This is a genomic window from Vibrio sp. 2096, from assembly GCF_033339595.1.
In the GTDB taxonomy this organism is placed as follows: Bacteria; Pseudomonadota; Gammaproteobacteria; order Enterobacterales; family Vibrionaceae; genus Vibrio; species Vibrio alginolyticus.
Genome location: NZ_JAWOUX010000002.1, coordinates 624,030 through 645,165, shown reverse-complemented (window position 1 = coordinate 645,165; position 21,136 = coordinate 624,030). Strand labels below are relative to the sequence as shown.

Genomic DNA, 21,136 nt, shown 5'->3' with positions numbered 1-21,136 from the left:
GTCCAAAAAGGCTTCTCCCTAAAACCTGGAGAGATTCCAAAGAATCATTGGAAAGGAACACATAAAAATGAAAAAAATTGCGCTAACTCTGGCTGCAACGTCAATCACGCTTGTAAGTTACTCTGCGTTTTCTGCTCAAGACGGAGAACACGTTCGCCTTGCAACCACAACCAGTACTTACCATTCAGGTTTACTTGATTACCTACTTCCACAATTTGAAAAAGACACGGGCTACAAAGTCGATGTTATTGCTGCAGGTACGGGTAAAGCCTTAAAAATGGGCGAAAACGGTGACGTAGATTTGGTGATGACACATGCACCAAAAGCTGAAGGCGCATTTGTTGAGAAAGGCTACGGCGTTTTACCTCGCAAGCTAATGTACAACGACTTTGTGATTGTAGGCCCGAAAGCTGACCCAGCAACAATCAAAAATGACGAAGGCGTGTTAGATGTATTCAAAGAGATCGCAAACAAAAACGCAACGTTCATCTCTCGCGGCGATGATTCTGGTACGCACAAAAAAGAAATGGGCTTCTGGGCTCAAACTAAAATCGAACCGAACTTTGGTGGCTACCGTAGCGTAGGTCAAGGTATGGGCCCAACTCTAAACATGGCGTCTGAAATGCAAGGCTACACCATGACGGATCGCGGCACATGGCTGGCTTACCAAAACAAATTGGATCTAGAAATTCTGTTCCAAGGCGATGAAAAACTGTTTAACCCGTACCAAGTTATTCTTGTTAACCCTGAGCGTTACCCAACGATTAACTACCAAGGTGCGAAGGCATTCAGTGACTGGTTGGTAAACCCTCGCGGACAGGAACTTATCAATGGTTTCCGACTAAACGGTAAACAACTATTTGTTGCGAATGCTGAGAGCAAATAACGCAATATGAATCTTGCTGATACAACACTGGAAGCGCTTCGCTTACTGGTGAATTTTGATGCAGACCTATGGGAGATCGTTGCGGTCTCCTTTAGTGTTTCTATCACGGCAATATCCCTAGTGGTATTGCCGGCTATTTTGATGTCCTTTGTACTGGCGTATACCGACTTTCGCGGTAAATGGTTTTTGTTGTCGATCGTAAATACGCTGCAAGCGGTCCCTACCGTGGTGATTGGCCTGTTGCTGTACATGTTGCTGTCGCGTGCTGGCCCTTGGGGAGACTGGCAAATGCTGTTCACTCAGAAGGCAATGATCTTCGGCCAAATGGTGATCTGCTTCCCTGTTTTGGTATCGATGATGCATGGTGCATTACAATCTAGCGACCGTCGTGCAGTGGAAACTGCCATCACGCTGGGCGTCTCCATTCCGCGCTTGGCAGCTACGATGATTTGGGAAACCCGCTTTCCTCTACTTGCGGCTATCATTGCAGGGTTTTCACGTATCGTGACCGAGGTGGGCTGCTCAATGATGGTTGGTGGGAACATTATGGGCGTGACGCGAAATATTCCCACGGCTATCGCAATGGAAAGCAGTAAAGGTGCTTTTACACAAGGAGTTGCATTAGGAATTGTATTACTATCTTTAGCGTTGGCTCTAAACTTCTTCTTATCAAGCATGAGAGGCAAAGGCTACCTCAGAACATAGAACATGAAGCAAACAAACGACTCACCATTAACCCCATGTCGAGGCGAATTATGACTATAAAAATCACCGCCGAACAGTTATCCATGCGCTTTAAAGAGCGTGTGCTTTTCCACATCCCTGAGTTAGCCATCGGCCCAAATGATGCCATTTATCTCAAGGGTGACAATGGTGTGGGCAAAACTACCCTACTCAAAATCCTTGCTGGCTTGCTCAAACCCTCTACTGGTGATGTTGTTGCGCCAAAAGATACGTGGCTAAAAAGACTGACGCGTCGCAATGGTCGTGTCGATGTGATTTATCTCCACCAATCCCCTTACCTTTTTGACGGCACTGTATATGAAAACGTAGTCTATGGAGTGAAATATCAACAAGACACGCAAAAAGATAAGCGAGCTCAAGTTATTCACGCGCTGCGCATGGTAGGTTTAGAAACCTTAGCGGACGAACATATTTCCGTGTTGTCCGGCGGTGAAAAACAGCGCGTTGCCATGGCAAGAGCTTGGATCTTAAAACCGTCGATTTTGTTGATGGATGAGCCAAGTGCGTCTTTAGACCAAGAATCCATTGAACGATTGGTGGTGATGGCGAAAGATCTTTTGGATCGTGGTTCCAGTATCGTGGTGACAAGCCATCAGGCCAACGCACTGACCGACTTATGTAAAAAACAGTGGTGGATTAAAGACAAGACTTTGATAGAGTCTCCTCTGTTGTATGTCATACCAAAAGAAACATCCCAAGAGAATGCATATGCTTCAACCAACACAAACTAGTTGGGTCATTTTGGCTGGTGGCCAAGCCAGCCGTATGGGTGGAAAAGATAAAGGTCTGATTGAGTTAAATCAGAAGCCACTCATCGAGCACGTTATTGAACGTTTATCTCCACAAACTCCACGCATTTTAATTAATGCCAACCGAAACCAAGATGCGTACAGCAAATTTGGTTTCGTATTTAGTGATCAATTCAAAGATTTCCCTGGGCCTATGGGCGGTATTCACGCGGGTTTGATGCATTCTGAAACCGACTGGGTCGGATTTGTACCTTGCGATAGTCCACAAATTAACACCGACCTTGTCGAGCGTTTCTGCCAGGCCGTCAAAGAAGACAGCGATATTTTGGTCGCGCATGATGGTGACCATCAGCAACCTGTTTTTACGCTCTACCACAAGCGCGTACTGCCAAAACTCACCGCGTTTTTAGAACGTGGCGACCGCAAAATCATTCTGCTCTACAAAGAGTGCAACACCAGTTACGTTGACTTTAGCGACTCACCAAACTGTTTCGTCAACTTGAACACTCCGGAAGAACTGGCGCAATTTGGACAATTAGAATCATGAAACACACGCTAAACATTCCTATTCTTGGTTTTGCAGCTTATTCAGGCACAGGCAAAACCACGCTACTTGAAGCCCTATTGCCAAAGCTGACCGAAGCAGGTTTACGCATTGGCATGCTAAAACATGCGCACCACAACTTCGATGTCGATAAGCCGGGTAAAGACAGCTACCGTTTACGCAAAGCTGGTGCATCTCAAATGCTGATTGCTTCTCGCAACCGTTTTGCGTTAATGACAGAAACGCCAGAAGCCGAAGCGGAGTTTGAATTCCTATTAACACGTTTTGATGAAGACATGCTTGATGTGGTTTTGGTCGAAGGCTGCAAAAACATCGCGTTTCCTAAAATCGAATTGCACCGTGAAGAAGTCGGCAAGCCTTGGCTTTATCCAAACGATGAAAACATCATCGCTATCGCTTCAGACGGCGGCGAGTTGGACTCTGAACTGCCACAAATGAACATCAATGATCTTGAAGCGATTGCTCAGTTCGTTATTCAGTATGTTCAAGAAGCGAAAGCACCAAAAAACAAAGAGAAAGAAGCCGCATGTTGCGACACACTTTCTCCTGCTTTCCTTTCTGTGGTTCAAGGCCAAGAGAAAATCCTTTCTTTGGTGAACACGGTTTCGGAAATAGAAGCATGCAAGATTGAAAACGCCTATGGCCGCGTTCTTGCGGAACATATCGTTTCACCAGTAAATGTGCCGCAATACACCAACTCCGCGATGGACGGTTATGCCATCCGCAGTGATGATGTTGACCGTGATAGCTACCAAGTGGTTGTTGAAGTGATGGCGGGCCATGCTTACGATCAACCTCTGGACGTTGGTCAAGCGGTGAAGATCATGACTGGCGCACCAACACCACGTAACGGCGACACAGTGGTCATGCGTGAGCAAGCCTCTCAAGAAGGTGACAAGGTCACCTTTGACGGTGCGAATATCAAAGCAGGCCAAAACGTTCGTCAAGCAGGTGAAGATCTCGCTATCGGCAGTGACGTCTTTACCGCAGGCACTCGCCTAGCCTCTCCAGAAATGGGCATGATCGCTTCGCTTGGTTTTGGTGAAGCGAATGTGTTCCGCAAAGTGAAAGTTGCCGTGTTCTCCACCGGTGACGAAGTACAAGCGCCGGGAACCGAGCAAAAAGCGAATTCTATCTACGATTCCAACCGTTTTACCATCATGGGCATGCTTGAAAAGCTCGGCTGCGAGATCTTGGACTTCGGTATTCTGGAAGACAACGAAAAGTTAATGATTGAAGCGTTGGAAAACGCATCGGCGCAAGCGGACGTGGTTATGACTTCTGGTGGCGTATCTGTTGGTGATGCGGATTACATCAAACTTGCCTTGGATAAACTTGGTCAAATAGATTTTTGGCGAATCAACATGCGTCCGGGACGTCCATTAGCGTTTGGTCAAATCAACAACAAGCCGTTCTTTGGTCTGCCGGGCAACCCTGTTGCCGTGATGGTTTCATTCATCAACTTTGTCGAGCCTGCACTGCGTAAGATGCAAGGCGAACAAGGCTGGAAGCCTCTGAAAGTGAATGCCATCGCGACTGAAAACCTTCGCTCTCGACAAGGTCGTACCGAGTTTAGCCGTGGCGTCTATGAACTGGATGCAACTGGCCGTTTAACCGTTCGTACAACAGGCAAGCAAGGATCTGGTATTTTGCGTTCAATGAGTGAGGCGAACTGTTTGATCGAAATCTCCCCAGCTATTGATACAGTTAAAGCGGGAGAAAGCGTGACAATTATCCCACTTCAAGGCAGAATCTAGCTCAAACTAGAAATTCAAAGGTCAGCGAGTCTGGCCTTTTTGTTTAATACCGAAACCTTTTCAGAGAGACAGCTATGGCTCGCACCATTCTTTACACTTACAAAGACCAAGACAAAGAACTGACGTTCTCATACCAGCAACACCGCAACATTCAAGAAGCAGTTGCAGAAGCCGAAGGTATCGATATCACTGAGTTCCTAAAGATGGAGCAACAAATCGAAGCAGTGTCTGACACTAAAGCAGTGCGAAACTACCGCGACAACTACTTCAGAAAATTAGGCTTTAGCAAAATCACCCTAGCTCAAAAAGAAAACCTGGGTGTAGGCAAAAAGAACAAATAAGCTTAGCTGCAAACAGAAAACTCACGATTCGTCGTGAGTTTTTTATGCATGCTACTTTTGTTCATGATCTATACCCGAGCATACCGAAATTACTTAGGTATATAAGTAAAAGCCCCGTTTAACCTTGAAAGTCTAAACGGGGCTTTAAATTTCTTCTTACTTTATATCGAGTAAGGTTTAAGTCATTACTTGATGTTTAAGAACGCAGCGCCGCGTACACCACCTGAATCACCGTGTTTTGCTTTGATGATCTTAGGACACTTAGCCACAGACAATAAGTGTTTAGGGATGCGTTTTGGCATCTCTTCGTAAATCAATTCGAAGTTAGATAAGCCGCCACCAAGTACAACGGTGTGTGGGTCTGTTGCAGTAAACAGGTTTGCAAAGCAGATCGCTAGCAGCTCCATAAAGCGCTCGACGTGCTCTACTGCTTTCTCCTCACCCTCTGCGTGCGCTTTAATAATGTCGATCGCTTTCTTCTCTTCGCCGTAGTAATGCGCGTAAAGAAGCTCGAAACCACGACCAGATAGGTAACTATCTAAACAGCCTTTGTTGCCACAGCCACAACCCAGTAATGGTGCGTTTTCGCCTAGGTGGAACCATGCGTCGATAGGAAGACGTGTGTGACCCACCTCACCCGCTACGTGGTTGCGGCCAGAGAATACTTTGCCTTCGTAGATAAAGCCGCCACCAAAACCAGTACCAAGGATCAAACCTAGTACAGATGGTTCATCTTGAAGATCTTCGTCCCAGGCTTCAGAAAGCGCGAAACAGTTTGCATCGTTTTCAATTTTTACGCTGCGACCGATTTTAGCTTCTAGATCAGCACGAAGTGGTTTGCCTTTTGCCGCAGGAACGTTAACTGTTAGTACCGTTGCATCATCGGCGTCTTCCATACCTGGTAGGCCAAGACCAATCGTACCTTCACAGCCAAACTCTGTATCGTATTTATTCACCAATTCCGCAATGGTATCAACCAGCAGCTCGTAGTTGTCTGTTGGTGTAGGTACACGTTCCGTCGCTACACGCTCAAGCTTCTCGTTAAATGCACCAAATTCAATTTTAGTGCCACCGACATCAAAGCCGTAATACATGTATTTCTCTCCTAAAAAATGCTTCAAACGACTCTCAAAAATGGCTAGAGTCAAAAGTATAAACTGATGGCATTATCCATATCTGTACGCCTGCAAACCGTGACCGAATGCAGATTTATCCCCTCACCGAAGCCAGTTGAACAACATACCATCAACAAAAGCTCATTCCTTAGAGTCAGCTCTCGGTTTTCATCCACTCTTTGAAACGTTTCAAGTGTGGCTGGTTAGGGTCGCTTTTGACTCGAGTCTTGCTCAGCATGTAAGTTTCTCTGAAGGCTTCAAACCACAATTGAAGGCATTCCGCAGCTTTAGGCTCACCAGCTTGTTTTAAAACTAATGTCGCGACTTCGGCGGTTGAAAGATGCTGATCATTCTCGGAGCGGCGCATGATGTATTCAGACAGAGATTCCGGCTCAATGGAAAGCACAGGCAAAGATTTAAGAAAATCAGAACGACGGAATATCTTTCGTGCCTCACGCCAGCTACCATCAATAAAGATCAGCAACAATTTTTTGTTCTCGACATCTTCTTTTACCAATCGCCCTGGCTCTAGATCTTCAATTAAACGAGAGGGATCATCCACATAGTCTGCAGGAAATACAATCACCGGTTGATAACTGTCATCCTGTAGTAGCGCTAGCATCTCTTCAGACGGTTCTGTTCGGTTCCATTGATACACGTAAGTCTCTTGAATCGTATCAGCGATTAGACGACCGGTATTACTTGGCTTAAACACTTCGTTTTCAGAAACAATCAACATACATGCAATATTGGCCTTGATGTTTGGCTGAAGGTCGCACAAACAGTGTTGCTCAGAAACCTGGCAATATTGGCAACGAACCACTTTACATCCACGCGCGTTGAAAGGCTTGGTTGAGATAGATTGTCGGTACTGATATAAACGGTGGAAAGCGTGAATTCTCATGGTAAGTAATGCCAAGTAAAAAGTAGAGCGCGATTCTACTGATATTATGGCTTCGCCTCAAGATAAGCCCATCAGCAGTGTGTTGAAATAATTTCACTCTTATCTCGGTCATAGATAAAGAAATAAGGGAATGACAGTGACAGAAACGACATTTCAAGAACCCTCATGGCTCAGATTAGGCTTTTTCCTTGGCGTATTATTGCTTTGTGCCATTTGGGAAAACAAATTGCCTAGAAAAACACTGACCGCTTCGCGCAGGTTTCGCTGGGTCAATAACTTGTCATTGGTCGCTTTTAACAGCCTAGTTATTGCTTTAATCATGCCTATCGCCGCCTTTCAAGCTGCGGTCATAGCTCAGGAGCAACAGTGGGGGCTGCTCAATATTCTGTCCCTCCCCGCTTGGTTAAATATTTTTCTAACCGTCATTTTGCTTGATTTCGTCATTTACGCTCAGCATGTTGTCTTTCATCATGTAAAGCCGCTGTGGAAGATTCACCGAATGCATCACGCCGATCTCGACATAGACGTCACTACAGGCGCACGCTTTCATCCCTTCGAAATAATCATTTCAATGGGAGTAAAAATTGCAGCCGTGTTTATCTTAGGTGTTTCACCTATCGGAATTGTGGTATTTGAAATTGTGCTTAATGCGAGCGCGATGTTTAATCACAGTAATGCAAAACTGGCTTTATCCATAGACCAAAAACTGCGAAACGTCATCGTTACACCAGACATGCATCGCGTGCACCATTCAGTGATAGTAAAAGAGACCCACTCAAACTTTGGTTTTTTCCTTTCAGTTTGGGACCGCTTTTTTGGGACATACCGAGCTCAGCCTAAGTTGGGTCATGATGATGTTGTTATTGGTGTGCCGGAAATTAGAGACGAAGAAGAGCAAAGATTAGATAAGCTTTTAACGCAGCCCTTTCGCTACAATAAAGAGAAGAAGTAATGGTTGAAAAAATATTGTTGGATGAAGTATGTCAACAAAACGAATAGACCAAGCCTAAACCCCTGTTAAACACTACTTCATCCTCATGATGTGTAAGAACAGATTAGTTTTCTGCTAGCTGACGCTTTTTGTTTAACTGAGTAATACCAACAAATAAACCAACAACACCAAGCACTGCACATGCCAAAGCATTGGTGTTCATTACTTGCTGTGCCTCTATTGAGCTGTATAGAAAAGCAAGGCTGAAGAAAGTGGTGGCAAAGCTCAAACCTGTCAGTACGCTGAAACCAGCAAAACTGGCCAAGTCTTTAAAATCGTTCATAACGAGTCCCTGTTTACAATCCTTAATCGAGTGTTGTGAAAATAATAATTAACGAAATATTTGGCGCGATTGACTATGTTTTCGCGCATTCCATAACCAGATAGATACCCCAAATGAGAACCCTAAAAACAGTGTCTTCATTTGTAGGGCGACGTTGTTATCTAATATTTCTAATGTATAGTGAGCGTGGGAACTAAAGATAACATTGGTTATAAGAATCAATAACATAACGACTAGGCCAGAGCGGCGATGCTTGACCAATAGATACGCTGCTAATAAGTCCAATAGTCCCAAAGCGCTCCAATACATATTCAACCAGCGTGGCGCAAAATCGTAAGGTAAAAAGCCACCAACAATGTTGTCATAAAGATGAACCACTCCGCCAACTGTCATAAAAAGGCATAAGAGAAACACGACGAATTTATCCATTACCGTTTCCTTATCTGAATGAATGAGCAAAGCATATAGAAGTCACTTAAACATTTGTAATCCCATCGCCATTTTTGAGATCGACAGTGCCATTATCAACACGATGAGAACAGTAACGGCTGCTCTACCTTCTTTATTTAGCATAGTGTTTGCTTTGTCATTGTCCCAAATCCGCCAATGCAACGACAGAATCCTCCTTTAAATCACGCCTTGGTTTATCAACTCTCGTACCTTTTCCAGCCCGCGCTGAAACACAGTATGTGCATTCGCGGGAAGGCCGCTCTCGACATCGTGCCAGAAGAACGCGAAATCATGTCCACCATCGTCTTGCGTATGAAACAGCCATGAATTAGCGAGGTCAGCACACTCACACAAAACAAAATGCCATACTTGATTTTGAAAGCCACTGTCCCATGAGCATAAATATCGTGCGGAACGAACATGTGTGATACCAGACTCCTCAGCGAGCTCCCGCTTGGCCGCTATGATGTAACTTTCATCAAACACTTCAACAGTGCCCTTGACGAGCTGAACACCCGCCAACGGATGTTTAAAAAGTAGGATCTCTTGATTTTGATTACGTAGAACGACGGGGCAAACTTTATCGATCACAAAACCACTCCTTCTTATGGCTTTAGCTTTCTCTGGATATAAAAAAATCGCATGAAGCTGCATGATTCATTCCTTTGAATTCTGGCGACATTCTAGTCAACGAGTCCCTCGAACAAAGCATTAACATCACGTTGTGATAACTAAACCCTTTAGAAATGAACGAGATGAGATGTAACTCACTTTTGCGATGCAAATAGGAGCCATTAAATGAGTAGCCGTAACAAAAAAGCAGAACCTCGGTTCTGCTTTTAGTCGGTGGAAACATCTCATTTACTTGGTCTGATGAAGCTCATACTTGTGCAGCATTGCTTGCTGGTGCCCAGCAATTTCCGCCACTTGCTCAGAACTCTCAACCATAGACTCAAGCTGCAGCTTTGTGCGTTCGCCAAGATCAGAAATATGTGTGATGGATTGAGATACATCTGCCGTCGCTCGTTCTTGTTCTTCTGTAGCAACTGAGATTTGCTCAACACGTTCTTGAATGTGCTTAACCGCGAGGTTGATATCAGAGAATGTCGATTTCACTTCATTGCTGGACTGTAGCGCGTGGGTCATTTCTTCTCTTGAATCATTAACTGCTTGGCGCGAGCGCTCTGCGGCAGTAATAAGCTCGCTCATCATTTCTCGGATGTTCGTAGTTTGTTGAGAGGTATCACTTGCAAGTTTGCGAACTTCATCAGCGACAACCGCAAATCCACGCCCTTGCTCACCAGCACGGGCAGCCTCTATTGCCGCGTTGAGAGCAAGTAAGTTGGTGTTGTCCGCGATCCCACTGATCATATCCACCATTTCACGAATCTGTTTAACACGCTGGTCTAGCTCTAACATTGACTGTTCATTTACATCCAAAGAGCTTTCTAATGACTCCAAACGTTCGCGGTTTTGTTCCACGACTTGAACCCCTTTTTCAGTGTGTTGGGTTGCAAGGAGCGAGTCCTGTGAAGATGCATTTGTCACCATTGCTATTTCACGAATAGAGGCTTCAAGCTGCGTTATGGTCGTGATCATACTCGACAACGCTTCATTTTGTGTTGCCAACCCATCACTTGTTTGTTCGGCTGCACTGTGACTTACTTCTGCCGTCTGATAAAGCGTTTCACAATTGCGCGTCACCGTTTGAATGGAGTCATGTGTGGAATCGATTACTTGATTCAACTTTCGTGCTACTTCTTTCAGCTCATAGGGGCCAACTTCTTCTGCCTTGTCACGAAAATCATGTTCGGTAAGTGCTGAAAGACGCGTTAGTACATTCCTTAACCCTCGGTTTGTCCATGACTTGAGACTAAACCAAGTAACAAGAATAATAAAAGAAATCACACACGCCGCAAACACGAGCACAACGCTCACCGATTCAATGGTCTCGTTGACCACCCGCTCCTTTTCATCGATCAACTGACCAGCGGTTTGGGAGATTTGATCAAGTAACCGCATGGTTTCATCCGCAAGCATCGAAGCCTGTTTAAACTCTGAACGTTGCAATTCCCCTTGTTCTAGTTTGGCGAGGATCAAACGCAGCACGCCCTTTTCACTAAAGCCTTGTTTCACCATCTCATATGGTGCGGTTAAGCTTGCATATTCACTTACTTCAGGATGGAAAGATTGGAAGTCTTCATAGGCGAGTTTAATACCTGCTATGCGATTTCGCATTTCTCGGTATTCTTTTTCGGCTTTGTTTAATTCTGAGTGCATCATCATGACTAAGAACGTACTTTCCATTGAGCTTGCAGAAGCAATGAAACGGTTAGCGGCATCGCTCGACTCAGGATTATCAGCACTAAGGAACGAACTGATTCGATTCATTTCCGGGCCGATAGAGCTAAGCCCATAGCGAAAACCACCAACAGCGGCATCAATATCCATTTGAATTTGTATCACCGAAGATTGCTTCAACAAAATGGACTGCGTGATGTTATGTAAACGCGCTAGTTTGGTGTCTAACTCCTCCGAGAGTTGCTGAGCTACACCAGACGCTTTCACAACCAAAGTTGTGCTTTGAGTTGCAAGAGAGTCGATTTGCTCTTTTATGAGAGGCAACTCTTTCGGCTCAGTAATCTGCATACCATGGTTGAGTAGCTTAACCATCTCCAATACATTCCTGGTTAACTTTGCGTTTGCCATCGCGATTGGTAATGCTTTTTGCGACAAGTCTTCAAATTGTTCCCCTACCTGTTCCATTCCTTTGAAACTTGAGACAGAAAGGGCTATAACAAGAGCAATGATAGTTAAAAATGTTGCACTGACAGCCTGAATCAGTGAAAGTGATGTGCGTGAGCGTTTTCGCTTTGCCATAATCAATTTTTATTCTTTCTTAAGGTTGAATCGGTTCTGCAGTGATTCCGTCACATTTGTGAGACAAAACCGTGATTTGCAGCCCATACTATGGATTGGTTATGACACTAATATTTCAGTTGTGGGTCATAGAGATGACAGGTGGTGATTTGCGTCGAGTATATTTTCCTTTGATAATCAGTGTGCTACTAAGCGCCTGCTCTTCTGGGCCTGAGCCTAGTGAGCAAGCACAGGTGACAACACCTACAAATCAGCTATTGTCGGACAACCCTGACTTGTTCGACTTTTACACAGAGTGGCACGGCACGCCTTATCGCTTAGGCGGGACACAGAAATCTGGAATTGATTGCTCAGCATTTGTACAAAAAGCGTTTGTTGAGGCTTATCAGCTCTCGTTACCGAGGACAACTAGGCAGCAATCAAAGCAAGGTGTGGAGTTAAGTTGGACAGATGCCAAGCAAGGGGATCTAGTGTTTTTTAAAACAAGACGTACAACTTATCATGTCGGAATTTACTTGGGTAACAAGCAGTTCATGCATGCATCGACGTCTAGAGGTGTGATTATTTCAAGAATCGACAACCCATACTGGGCATCTAAGTTTTGGCAAATAAGAAGAGTTACAATGTAACTCCTCTCACTCTTTAACCGGACATTGCTGTAAGTTAAAACAATATCAGTCGTAAGTCGCAACAGCATTATCGAACAGATTTTTGACCAGAGCGATGTATTCATCAAGGAACGTGATCTGTTCATTGGTCGCTTTTTTATGCCATACCCCAGCCAATATCTCACCAAGATCTTCAACAACTGCATCAGCCTCTTTCAACAATTTGAAGCGTACGCTCGAGTGAAGTTCTGGATTTTGCTCAAAAATCGCCATGATGTTTGAAGCCACCATATCGGTGACAACATCTTCGATGCTTTCGGATCCAGTGTCGCCAATTTCGGTCGTAAAAATATCTAGATTTAGAGACAAGTGCTCGATAAGAGCGAGATATCCATCGGTTTCTAAAACCACTGTTTTTCTCCGTTTATTGCAAGCCTTCGAAGCTGAAAGCAGAATAGTTTCAATAGTAAGACATGCCGAGAAAATTTCATTAACTTATTTCATATTAACAAACATTCACGAACCAACTGGATGATTTTCAAACAATTGAGCTTTGCTTCACTGAATTCGGATGCAGGGTTTCTTCAAACCTTTTTATATTTCAGCCATTTTCATGCAAACAGGTTTGGTTACGACCATTTTCTTTTGCACGATACAGCGCAGCATCGGCACTCTTTAACCATTGAGTGTGAGTTTCAAAATAAGGCTTATACTCGCAAACACCAATACTTATCGTGTAATTAATCAAAAAATCTTCCACTTTCACGATCTCTTGCTCAATTCTTTTGCGCAAACGCTCTGCGAAATAGCAAGCTTGCTCCTGGTTTGTGTGAGGAAGTAGTACCGTAAACTCTTCACCACCAAAACGACCGCAGATATCACTGCTCCTTGCTGTTTTTCTCAACAATGCAGAGGTTCGACGAATGACTTCGTCCCCTGTCGGGTGACCATAAGTATCATTCACCTTCTTAAAGTGGTCGATATCGAATATTACTAATGAGCATGGTCCGTCGATAACTTTTAAGTGAGCAAACTCATCTTTCAATGATTGCTCCCAATAAGCGCGATTAAATAAACCTGTTAAACCATCTTTGCGACTGATTTCCGACAAATGTTGATTTGTTTCTTTCAAATGAATGCGATTTCTCGCAGTTTCAGAAACATCATTGACTTGAATCGCTATGTGGCTGACCTCTCCTGAGAGCCCAATTAACGGCGTGATCACGATATCTTGATACATAAAATCACTGCTGTTTGAAACCGGAGAAAAATTGTTGAACTTAAAAAGATACGGTCGGTTTTCCCAGCTAGAAAAAGAACGAGTTTCCAGATCGGCGGCAGCTTTTATCTTGGTTTCTAGCCAAGTTCTTGGCAGCTCTTCAAAATGCTCAAATAAACATTCACCAAGAATTTCTTGTGATAGAATGCCACTGTATGACTGCATAAAACTGTTCCACACACACACTTTATACTCTTGATCCAAAACAATAAGCCCTGAATCCATCGTATCGAGAATTTGTGTGACCCAATGAAAGTCTGCTATGTCCAGCGTGATATCGGACATTAGATTAGCTCCATGATTTCATAGATTATTTCTACGGATGGCTTATCAATTAAAAACAGTACCTCGCACTCGAAATCGAGCGCTTCTGCCATGTAGGTGTATTCGATAGTAAAGAGCTCACCCAACTCGCCTTGCTCTTCACAATAAGGTGTTAAGGTATCCACAATGCCTGGCTGACGAAGTGAGAACTGCTTGTCGAGTTGATCGCCCAATGATGTGAGAAATGACGAAACCAGTAGGTTAGAGATATTCAAGATGATTTCATTATGAGGCGTAAACTCAAGGAGGTAACCTAATTTTTCCCCAATCTGATTGATATCCCTACCACGTAAGCACACCAGTGCCTCTCCGTGAATACCACCACCGACAAACCTCTGCGCTACCGCAACGGAACTGTCACGCCCAACCACATCAACCAGTGTCATATGAAGCTCGCCGTAGGACAACGGTCCAACATGAGGAACAGGAAGTTGTATGAACTCATGTAAATGGTCGGCCATAATCGCAGCCCCTTTACCAAGGGCAATGTTCGCAATTTCACGGAATTTGGCTAGTAAGGAAAGCTCTTCGCAACCCTGGTTTTTAGAATCAACCGAATGACTAGGTTTGAACGCATAATGCAGTCCTAATTGTTCGTATAGTGGGAGCACCTGCTCTTCTGTCAGAGGCTTAGCGATAAAAGCTTGAGCACCAAGACCGAGACAGCGCTGTTTTGCCTCTTGTTGAACATCTCCAGAAATAATGACGATTTTGGTCGGGTACTGACTAACAGGTAATGATTCGAGGACCTCAAAACCATCCATTATGGGCATCGTTAAATCGAGAAACAAAATATCGATATTTTGCTCAGCAAGAATATTAAGCGCCTCATAACCATCTTGCGCTTCAATAAGATGCAATGATGTATCTTGTACGATAGAACGCGCAATAAGCTTTCTTGCAACAGCTGAGTCATCACATATCAGTATTTTCATGCCACCAATGGAACTAACGTCAAAAAAATCATAATACCTGTTGTAAACGTTCATCTCCATATGCTAAGCCAACAAATCAGAGGCTTATAAGCGATTTGATTCACATTTATACAAATTGACTACACTAAGAGGAAGGTTTCTTTACTAAGTATGCTCAACATAGCGCCAACTCCCTGCTATTTATCCTAAACTATTGGTGGTCAAATAGATTCGCGAGGTTTTGTATGTGGCAAGCAATATCGCAACAGCTTTCTGATACTTTATTGTTCGATTACCAGATCACGGAAAAAGTAAGGCTGTCTGGTGGGGATATCAGTGAAAGCTACATGATCAATGATGGCGAGCAACGTTATTTTGTGAAAATTAACGATCGCGAGTTTTTGTCTAAATTTGAGGTAGAAGCTGAAAGCCTGCATCTTTTGCGTGAAACATCCACCCTATTTGTACCTGAGGTGGTATTGGTTGGTAAAACCAAAAATGCCTCATTCCTAATTCTTAACTACCTTCCAACGAAACCATTAGAAGATGGTCCCAACAGCTTTAAATTTGGGCAGCAATTAGCTCACCTACACCAGTGGGGCGAGCAAAAAGAGTTTGGTTTTGATACCGACAACTATCTCGGTTCGACTCTACAGCCCAACAAATGGCACAAGAAATGGTGTGTATTCTTTGCTGAGCAACGCATAGGTTGGCAATTACAGCTCCTTAAAGAAAAAGGCGTCACCTTGGTTGATATCGATGACTTTATCGATGTCGTAAAACAGCGGCTAGCAAACCATGCTCCGGAACCTTCTTTGTTGCATGGCGATTTATGGAATGGAAATGCGGCACTCACTGCATTCGGTCCTATCTGTTACGATCCTGCGTGCTATTGGGGGGACAGGGAGTGTGATATTGCGATGACAGAGCTTTTTGGTGGATTTCAACCAGAATTTTATCAAGGCTACGAATCGGTTATGCCACTTTCTTCAAGCTATGAGGAACGTAAAGATATCTATAACCTTTACCATGTTCTCAACCATTGTAATTTGTTTGGCGGCCATTACTTGGAACAGGCTCAACTGGTTATTAATAAAATCATTTCTTATTAATTTGGAAGCCACTGCATATTTCAAGATGTAAAATCTCGAGGCACATCACTACAGAAAATCACCCTAAGCTCAAGGTTGAGTTTGGGGTCAAGTTTTGTACTTATTTCGACTCAATTAGCAACAACTCGACCTAATATCAAAGGAGACTTAACTTTGGATTGTGCCTATTTTCCTTGTAGGCAAAGTAAGTAAAGGGCTGTACTTCCTTGATGAATAGTGTGTTTAAAAGCCCTGCGAGATTAGGAGTTGTTGTATGAAAAATTATACCGAAAGGTATGTAAAGTGCCCGCATTGCGGACACTCTATCGGCATTACATTGGATGCAAGTAATGGTGACCAAGAGTTTTATGATGATTGCCCAGCTTGTTGCCACGCTATCCACCTAAATATGCGAGTGGATGAGTTACAAGATAAGGTCGAACTAATTATCGATGACAATTACGAATAACAGCTCGAGCATGTGAACATCAGAAATATAAAAACGCTTAAATGAAAAAGGAGCATTATGCTCCTTTTTCTCATTCTAAAGCTGTTTTGCTGCAAGAACGCGCTCAACAGTATCAACAATTGCTTGAGTCTGAGGATCAAACTCAATATTAACACGCTCCCCTACTTGTCTCACTCCGAAAAGCGTTCGCTGCAAGGTTTCTGGAATTAGGTGTACCGAAAAACGACACGCTTCAACTTCACCAATAGTTAGCGAGCAGCCATCTAAACCAATGTAACCTTTCGCTAATACATATTTCATTGATTCTTGCGGCAGTTGAAACCAAATCGTGCGGTTATTGGGCGTATCGATGATATCGACAATATCTGCCGTCAAACTAATATGACCAGACATGCTATGCCCGCCTATTTCGTCACCAAACTTAGCCGCGCGCTCAATGTTTACGCTATCCCCTTCCACCAGCCGACCTAAATTAGTAAGAGCCAATGTCGCTTGCATTAAATCAAAACTGATAAGGTTGCCTTCGATCTTAGTCACAGTTAGACAACATCCGTTGTGTGCAACGGATGCACCAATTTCTAACCCTTTACAAAGTTCATCGCTTAACTCGACAACGTGCGTTTGAAAGCGTTCTTTTTTATCAATTTTAACGACCTTCGCCGTACCCTGAACTATTCCTGTAAACATTTCTTTTTACCTATTGATTTAATACCAACTGTAGTCGAAGACTAAGCTCTAAACACTGCGCTACAGGTCGGAAATAAAGACCGCAGACGATAAAGCCATGGCTTAATGAACACTGGTTTGTTCTCATGCATGCTTCAACATTACCATGATTCGCTGCTGTTCTCAGTAAAAGCGTATCCTTAGCGTGGAGAGCGTCCAGTCAGTGTTATCGACTATTCGCTACCTAGCTATGGAATATAAACATACAATTGTTTATCATTTGCGCGGAGTTTCTCCGAGGCATTTTTTCACCTTATCGTGACTAAAATCAACCATCAGATCCGTTCACCACATCTTTTGCCCTCGAGTACTCTCATTCTTTCAACTTATTGTTCCGCTCTGGAGTATTTTTCGTGCATCGCTATAAAGAAGAAGCATCAAGTCTTATCAAATTGGCGACCCCGGTATTGATCGCATCTGTCGCTCAAACTGGTATGGGGTTTGTTGATACCGTAATGGCTGGAGGCGTTAGCGCCACCGACATGGCTGCGGTTTCTGTCGCTTCAAGTATTTGGCTACCATCCATTTTGTTTGGGGTGGGTTTATTAATGGCATTGGTCCCTGTTGTCGCACAGTTAAATGGCTCTGGTCGTCGAGTGAAAATCCCGTTTGAAATTCAGCAAGGCGTCGTTTTGGCATTGCTGATCAGTGTGCCGATAATTGCAGTCCTGCTTCAAACCCAGTTTATTCTCGGGCTGATGGATGTTGAAGCACTGATGGCTGAAAAAACGGTGGGATACATTCATGCCGTTATATTAGCAGTACCCGCTTTTTTACTTTTCCAAACGCTTAGAAGCTTTACGGATGGTATGTCATTGACGAAACCGGCAATGGTTATTGGCTTTATCGGTTTGCTGCTCAACATTCCTCTAAACTGGATTTTCGTGTACGGCAAGTTTGGTGCACCTGAATTAGGCGGTGTTGGCTGTGGTGTAGCAACCACGATTGTTTACTGGGTCATGTTTGCCATGCTATTGCTGTATGTGATGACATCAGAGCGATTGAAAAGCATCAACCTATTTGGAGAATGGCATCGCCCACAATGGAAAGCGCAAGTTCGTCTATTCAAGCTCGGCTTTCCTGTTGCAGCAGCGCTGTTTTTTGAAGTGACACTGTTTGCTGTTGTTGCACTGCTCGTTTCACCACTGGGTCCTATCATTGTGGCAGCGCATCAAGTCGCGATTAACTTCTCCTCGTTGGTATTTATGCTACCAATGAGTATTGGTGCAGCAGTAAGCATTCGTGTCGGCCATCGACTTGGTGAAGAAAACGTAGATGGCGCGCGCGTAGCGTCACGAGTCGGCATTATGGTTGGTCTAGCTTTGTCCGTTCTCACAGCGATTTTAACCGTCTTGTCTCGCGAGTGGATCGCCGAGCTTTATACTAGCAACCCAGAGGTCATCACTCTGGCGATGCACCTGCTCGTGTTTGCCGCTGTTTATCAATGTACGGATGCGGTTCAAGTGATCGCAGCTGGTGCATTACGCGGCTATAAAGACATGCGAGCCATCTTCAACCGTACTTTTATTGCTTATTGGATTCTTGGCTTGCCAATTGGTTACGTCCTTGGCCGTACAGACTGGATTGTTGAGCCAATGGGAGCACAAGGCTTCTGGCTTGGTTTTATCATCGGCCTATCTTCTGCGGCCTTTATGTTAGGCGTCAGAATGCGTTGGATGCATCGCCAAGAGCCAGAAGTGCAATTGAACTTTTCAGTTCAATAAAAAGTAAAAAAAGCCAGCATCCGCTGGCTTTTTTGATCGAATAATCACACGGTTGAGTATACTTATAACAAGATTACGAAGCGGTTGATTTTGCTCTCTAGACAACGGATACGAAGTTATAAAAAAGGATATTTGTGCGGTCTATTTTATTGTTCTTAATCTTGATTCTTAATGGTTGTGATAACTGGTTCAATCCAGAGAACGCCATGTTTGATAAGTATCATCAACGTGTAGCCAATGTATTGGACGTTCCTGCTATTCCAATAACATTACAGTCTACGGTAACGATTCCTGCGAAACGCGTTTTGTTCGAGCCATTGCCAAGGCTATCTATTGGCCTGCTAGAGAGCTATCAATTACGACAGTGCGGACTCTTCAATTTACTTGCTGAGAAAAACTCGCAACTTGGAAAGGTGCAGGATGCCTTTCATGATTTTGATTATCAAACTACCCTTTTAAGAGTCATGCATCGATGTTTATCCGAATTTCCACTTAGCGATGAAGAACGCGCGACATTGACAGAGCTTTACTCAACCAAGTGGCAACATTTAGACATTCATCTCGACAACTTACTACTCGTAAGTGACGCCATGCAAAAGCAACTAACTGCCTCTGATTGGCTATCTCAAAATACGACGAATGATATTGCACGCATTAACGATGTCTATCGTATTTTCAGCGAAATGTATGATTTACCCCACCGCGCGGTCTCACGTCTACCCGATGTGGAAGTTACGCAATATCAAGAAGAGTTAGAGAAATCTCGTTTACTCGGACGACTTTACTATTCAATGGTAAACACATCCCTTTGGTTAAAAGCGACAACTCAACTACTTGAGCAGAACCAGAGCAATGTATTGTGCGGGCCGAACAGAGACACCACTCAGTTCCGCTACTTAAGAAATGTCTTTCAATCCATTTACGTTGAAGAAGTGCAACCTTATTTGGCTTATTTAGACAGTACCTATCAACAACTTAATGATGGTGCCACTTTGGTGGAGAACCGTATGCAACTCCATGGTCACCAGTATGGCATCATTGAGGCACATAGGACATTTAGGCAAGAAACCCTAAACCACGTTCAGTTTTGGCAGGGTCTCTTCAAACGATGTGGCGTAACCGTTGGCAACTAGTAAGTGCAGAGCGTTCTATTCCTTCAATCTTTCACGCAAGAATCGAGCAAAACGTGGTTTACCAGTATGTGTAAAACCGTTATATCTAAATGTAATGGTTGAACCAATTTTCGGAGGCTGGCGACGTACTTCATCGGTAAATCCGCTACCGATGTAAAACTCAATGCCATTTGGTAAGCGAACTAACATTGCTCCCATCATACCTAACAAGCGCCCTGTTCCTGGCTTATAACCCACAACTAACGCTTCATCATCTGAGTATCGTTTTAGTTTAAGCAAATCACTACCGCGTCCAGCCTGATAGCGGCTTGATACCTTCCGCAACATCACCCCTTCACCGTCGGATATTGAAATTTTATCCAACTGTGTAAACAGATGAGCTTCATTTTGAATCGCTCGGTGCTCGACATATTTGATATGAGGCTGGTCGACTTCAAGCACTAAGTCTTTGATGTTGTAATAACGCTTCCGATAATCACCAGCGGAATATGGCATATCAAAGATCATAAAGTCGATATGTCGCCAAGCAGACTCTACAGGAGTTTTATCTAACACCGTTTGCTGAACAAGATGGAAATTACCTCTCCCAGCCCAAAGTTCACCGTCCAACGGATAATCAGGTAAAGGTCCTGTAAACCAATCTGGAGCGTAGATTCGATTACCATTTCTCGTCACGAGATGTTGCCCAGTCCAATAAGCGCGAACACCATCAAGTTTTTCGCTATACCAATATTCAGACACATCAATACCATCCTGATAGCTTTGTGCAAGAGAAACTGGTGGTGCGAGAGAAGTATCCGCTTGAAGCTGTGAAGACGCTGCCATAACAGCCAGCGCAATTAATGTCATTTTTAATGGCATAAGAAGACCTTGTACAAAAAATCGTCTTTATTGAAACGTAAGTCCTCTCGATGACCTATTTATTACTAGTTGTTCTTCGACTCATAACAATCAACATTAGTAATAATTTGCAAAGATAATCATAAACTTTAGACAGGTTTTGCATTTAGTCGTTACACGTTGTTCACTTAAGGCGGATGGTTCGTCAATCGAGTTGGAATCTAATCATGACGAGATCCCCCGCTCTAATGACTTCTTTAGGTTCAACACCTCTTATAAGCAAACCATTTCTCTGTGCATTTTTGATTCTCAATTTGAGAATCAGTCCTTTCTCAAATTGAACAATATCATTAACAATATTTA

The 21,136-nt window shown here is 43.7% G+C and carries 23 protein-coding genes; 12 read left to right on the top strand and 11 right to left on the bottom strand.

The annotated features are described in order from the left end of the window. Positions 1-67: 67 nt before the first annotated feature. The 6 genes from R7Q41_RS06170 to R7Q41_RS06145 all read left to right on the top strand — a co-directional run bounded on the left by R7Q41_RS06170 (position 68) and on the right by R7Q41_RS06145 (position 5,042). Complete coding sequence (locus R7Q41_RS06170) at positions 68-886, top strand: substrate-binding domain-containing protein (protein WP_005389522.1); 819 nt, start codon at positions 68-70, stop codon at positions 884-886. Between the two features lie 6 nt (positions 887-892). After that, complete coding sequence (locus tag R7Q41_RS06165; protein ID WP_318144418.1) at positions 893-1,591, top strand: ABC transporter permease; 699 nt, start codon at positions 893-895, stop codon at positions 1,589-1,591. 50 nt (positions 1,592-1,641) lie between these two features. Continuing rightward, a complete protein-coding gene (locus R7Q41_RS06160; RefSeq protein ID WP_025766658.1) occupies positions 1,642-2,361 on the top strand; it encodes an energy-coupling factor ABC transporter ATP-binding protein in 720 nt (239 codons plus the stop codon). Next, positions 2,339-2,926 carry a molybdenum cofactor guanylyltransferase MobA gene (mobA, locus tag R7Q41_RS06155; RefSeq protein WP_005389527.1) on the top strand — a complete coding sequence of 196 codons (588 nt, stop codon included), beginning with the start codon at positions 2,339-2,341 and terminating at the stop codon, positions 2,924-2,926. Before R7Q41_RS06160 ends, mobA begins: the two co-directional genes overlap by 23 nt. Next, on the top strand, positions 2,923-4,701 hold the full coding sequence (locus tag R7Q41_RS06150; protein ID WP_086046757.1) for a bifunctional molybdopterin-guanine dinucleotide biosynthesis adaptor protein MobB/molybdopterin molybdotransferase MoeA: 1,779 nt from the start codon (positions 2,923-2,925) through the stop codon (positions 4,699-4,701). The genes mobA and R7Q41_RS06150 overlap by 4 nt, the downstream gene beginning before the upstream one ends. A 74-nt stretch (positions 4,702-4,775) precedes the next feature. Beyond that, on the top strand, positions 4,776-5,042 hold the full coding sequence (locus R7Q41_RS06145; RefSeq protein WP_005377584.1) for a DUF2960 domain-containing protein: 267 nt from the start codon (positions 4,776-4,778) through the stop codon (positions 5,040-5,042). A 185-nt stretch (positions 5,043-5,227) separates the two neighbouring features. Here the strand turns inward: R7Q41_RS06145 and nagK are convergent, their stop codons facing one another. After that, on the bottom strand, positions 5,228-6,136 hold the full coding sequence (gene nagK / locus R7Q41_RS06140) for an N-acetylglucosamine kinase (protein WP_005377586.1): 909 nt from the start codon (positions 6,134-6,136) through the stop codon (positions 5,228-5,230). A 175-nt stretch (positions 6,137-6,311) separates the two neighbouring features. Beyond that, a complete protein-coding gene (locus R7Q41_RS06135) occupies positions 6,312-7,061 on the bottom strand; it encodes a tRNA-uridine aminocarboxypropyltransferase (protein ID WP_054730066.1) in 750 nt (249 codons plus the stop codon). Between the two features lie 136 nt (positions 7,062-7,197). Here R7Q41_RS06135 and R7Q41_RS06130 point away from each other — a divergent pair, with 136 nt between their 5' ends. Further along, a complete protein-coding gene (locus R7Q41_RS06130; protein ID WP_031781345.1) occupies positions 7,198-8,013 on the top strand; it encodes a sterol desaturase family protein in 816 nt (271 codons plus the stop codon). Between the two features lie 103 nt (positions 8,014-8,116). Here R7Q41_RS06130 and R7Q41_RS06125 read toward each other — a convergent pair whose 3' ends face one another. From R7Q41_RS06125 to R7Q41_RS06110, 4 genes are all read right to left on the bottom strand, one after another. Continuing rightward, entirely contained in the window at positions 8,117-8,335 is a 219-nt protein-coding gene (locus tag R7Q41_RS06125) for a hypothetical protein (protein ID WP_005389537.1), read from the bottom strand. Positions 8,336-8,383: 48 nt separating this feature from the next. Then, the gene (locus R7Q41_RS06120) at positions 8,384-8,764 is read right to left on the bottom strand and encodes a hypothetical protein (protein ID WP_005377611.1); all 381 of its coding nucleotides are present in this window, start codon (positions 8,762-8,764) and stop codon (positions 8,384-8,386) included. A gap of 198 nt (positions 8,765-8,962) precedes the next feature. After that, positions 8,963-9,376, bottom strand: coding sequence for an NUDIX hydrolase (locus tag R7Q41_RS06115; protein ID WP_053307087.1), 414 nt, complete (start codon positions 9,374-9,376; stop codon positions 8,963-8,965). Between the two features lie 270 nt (positions 9,377-9,646). Further along, complete coding sequence (locus R7Q41_RS06110; protein WP_005377618.1) at positions 9,647-11,665, bottom strand: methyl-accepting chemotaxis protein; 2,019 nt, start codon at positions 11,663-11,665, stop codon at positions 9,647-9,649. A gap of 134 nt (positions 11,666-11,799) precedes the next feature. Between R7Q41_RS06110 and R7Q41_RS06105 the strand changes: the two genes are divergently transcribed. Beyond that, positions 11,800-12,294 carry an NlpC/P60 family protein gene (locus R7Q41_RS06105; RefSeq protein WP_054579488.1) on the top strand — a complete coding sequence of 165 codons (495 nt, stop codon included), beginning with the start codon at positions 11,800-11,802 and terminating at the stop codon, positions 12,292-12,294. A gap of 45 nt (positions 12,295-12,339) precedes the next feature. On the opposite strand, the gene R7Q41_RS06100 is transcribed toward R7Q41_RS06105, so the two are convergent. From R7Q41_RS06100 to R7Q41_RS06090, 3 genes are all read right to left on the bottom strand, one after another. Continuing rightward, positions 12,340-12,684 carry a DUF3802 family protein gene (locus tag R7Q41_RS06100; protein WP_005377620.1) on the bottom strand — a complete coding sequence of 115 codons (345 nt, stop codon included), beginning with the start codon at positions 12,682-12,684 and terminating at the stop codon, positions 12,340-12,342. 190 nt (positions 12,685-12,874) lie between these two features. Then, complete coding sequence (locus tag R7Q41_RS06095) at positions 12,875-13,837, bottom strand: GGDEF domain-containing protein (RefSeq protein ID WP_005377621.1); 963 nt, start codon at positions 13,835-13,837, stop codon at positions 12,875-12,877. Further along, complete coding sequence (locus R7Q41_RS06090; RefSeq protein WP_262606076.1) at positions 13,837-14,811, bottom strand: response regulator; 975 nt, start codon at positions 14,809-14,811, stop codon at positions 13,837-13,839. The genes R7Q41_RS06095 and R7Q41_RS06090 overlap by 1 nt, the downstream gene beginning before the upstream one ends. Positions 14,812-15,035: 224 nt before the next feature. On the opposite strand from R7Q41_RS06090, the gene R7Q41_RS06085 reads away from it, so the two are divergent. Together R7Q41_RS06085 and R7Q41_RS06080 are read left to right on the top strand one after the other, a co-directional pair. Beyond that, entirely contained in the window at positions 15,036-15,902 is an 867-nt protein-coding gene (locus tag R7Q41_RS06085; RefSeq protein ID WP_005377623.1) for a fructosamine kinase family protein, read from the top strand. A 253-nt stretch (positions 15,903-16,155) separates the two neighbouring features. Beyond that, positions 16,156-16,350 (top strand): CPXCG motif-containing cysteine-rich protein, encoded by a 195-nt coding sequence (locus R7Q41_RS06080; RefSeq protein ID WP_005377624.1) that lies wholly within the window; start codon positions 16,156-16,158, stop codon positions 16,348-16,350. Positions 16,351-16,425: 75 nt separating this feature from the next. Here the strand turns inward: R7Q41_RS06080 and R7Q41_RS06075 are convergent, their stop codons facing one another. Continuing rightward, on the bottom strand, positions 16,426-17,037 hold the full coding sequence (locus R7Q41_RS06075; RefSeq protein WP_005377625.1) for a riboflavin synthase: 612 nt from the start codon (positions 17,035-17,037) through the stop codon (positions 16,426-16,428). A 392-nt stretch (positions 17,038-17,429) separates the two neighbouring features. Here R7Q41_RS06075 and R7Q41_RS06070 point away from each other — a divergent pair, with 392 nt between their 5' ends. After that, positions 17,430-18,800, top strand: a complete 1,371-nt coding sequence (locus R7Q41_RS06070) for an MATE family efflux transporter (RefSeq protein ID WP_005377626.1) — start codon at positions 17,430-17,432, stop codon at positions 18,798-18,800. Positions 18,801-18,934: 134 nt separating this feature from the next. After that, entirely contained in the window at positions 18,935-19,933 is a 999-nt protein-coding gene (locus R7Q41_RS06065) for a DUF3080 domain-containing protein (RefSeq protein WP_031778966.1), read from the top strand. A 15-nt stretch (positions 19,934-19,948) separates the two neighbouring features. Here R7Q41_RS06065 and R7Q41_RS06060 read toward each other — a convergent pair whose 3' ends face one another. Further along, a complete protein-coding gene (locus tag R7Q41_RS06060; protein WP_005377629.1) occupies positions 19,949-20,794 on the bottom strand; it encodes a DNA ligase in 846 nt (281 codons plus the stop codon). Positions 20,795-21,136 lie beyond the last annotated feature (342 nt).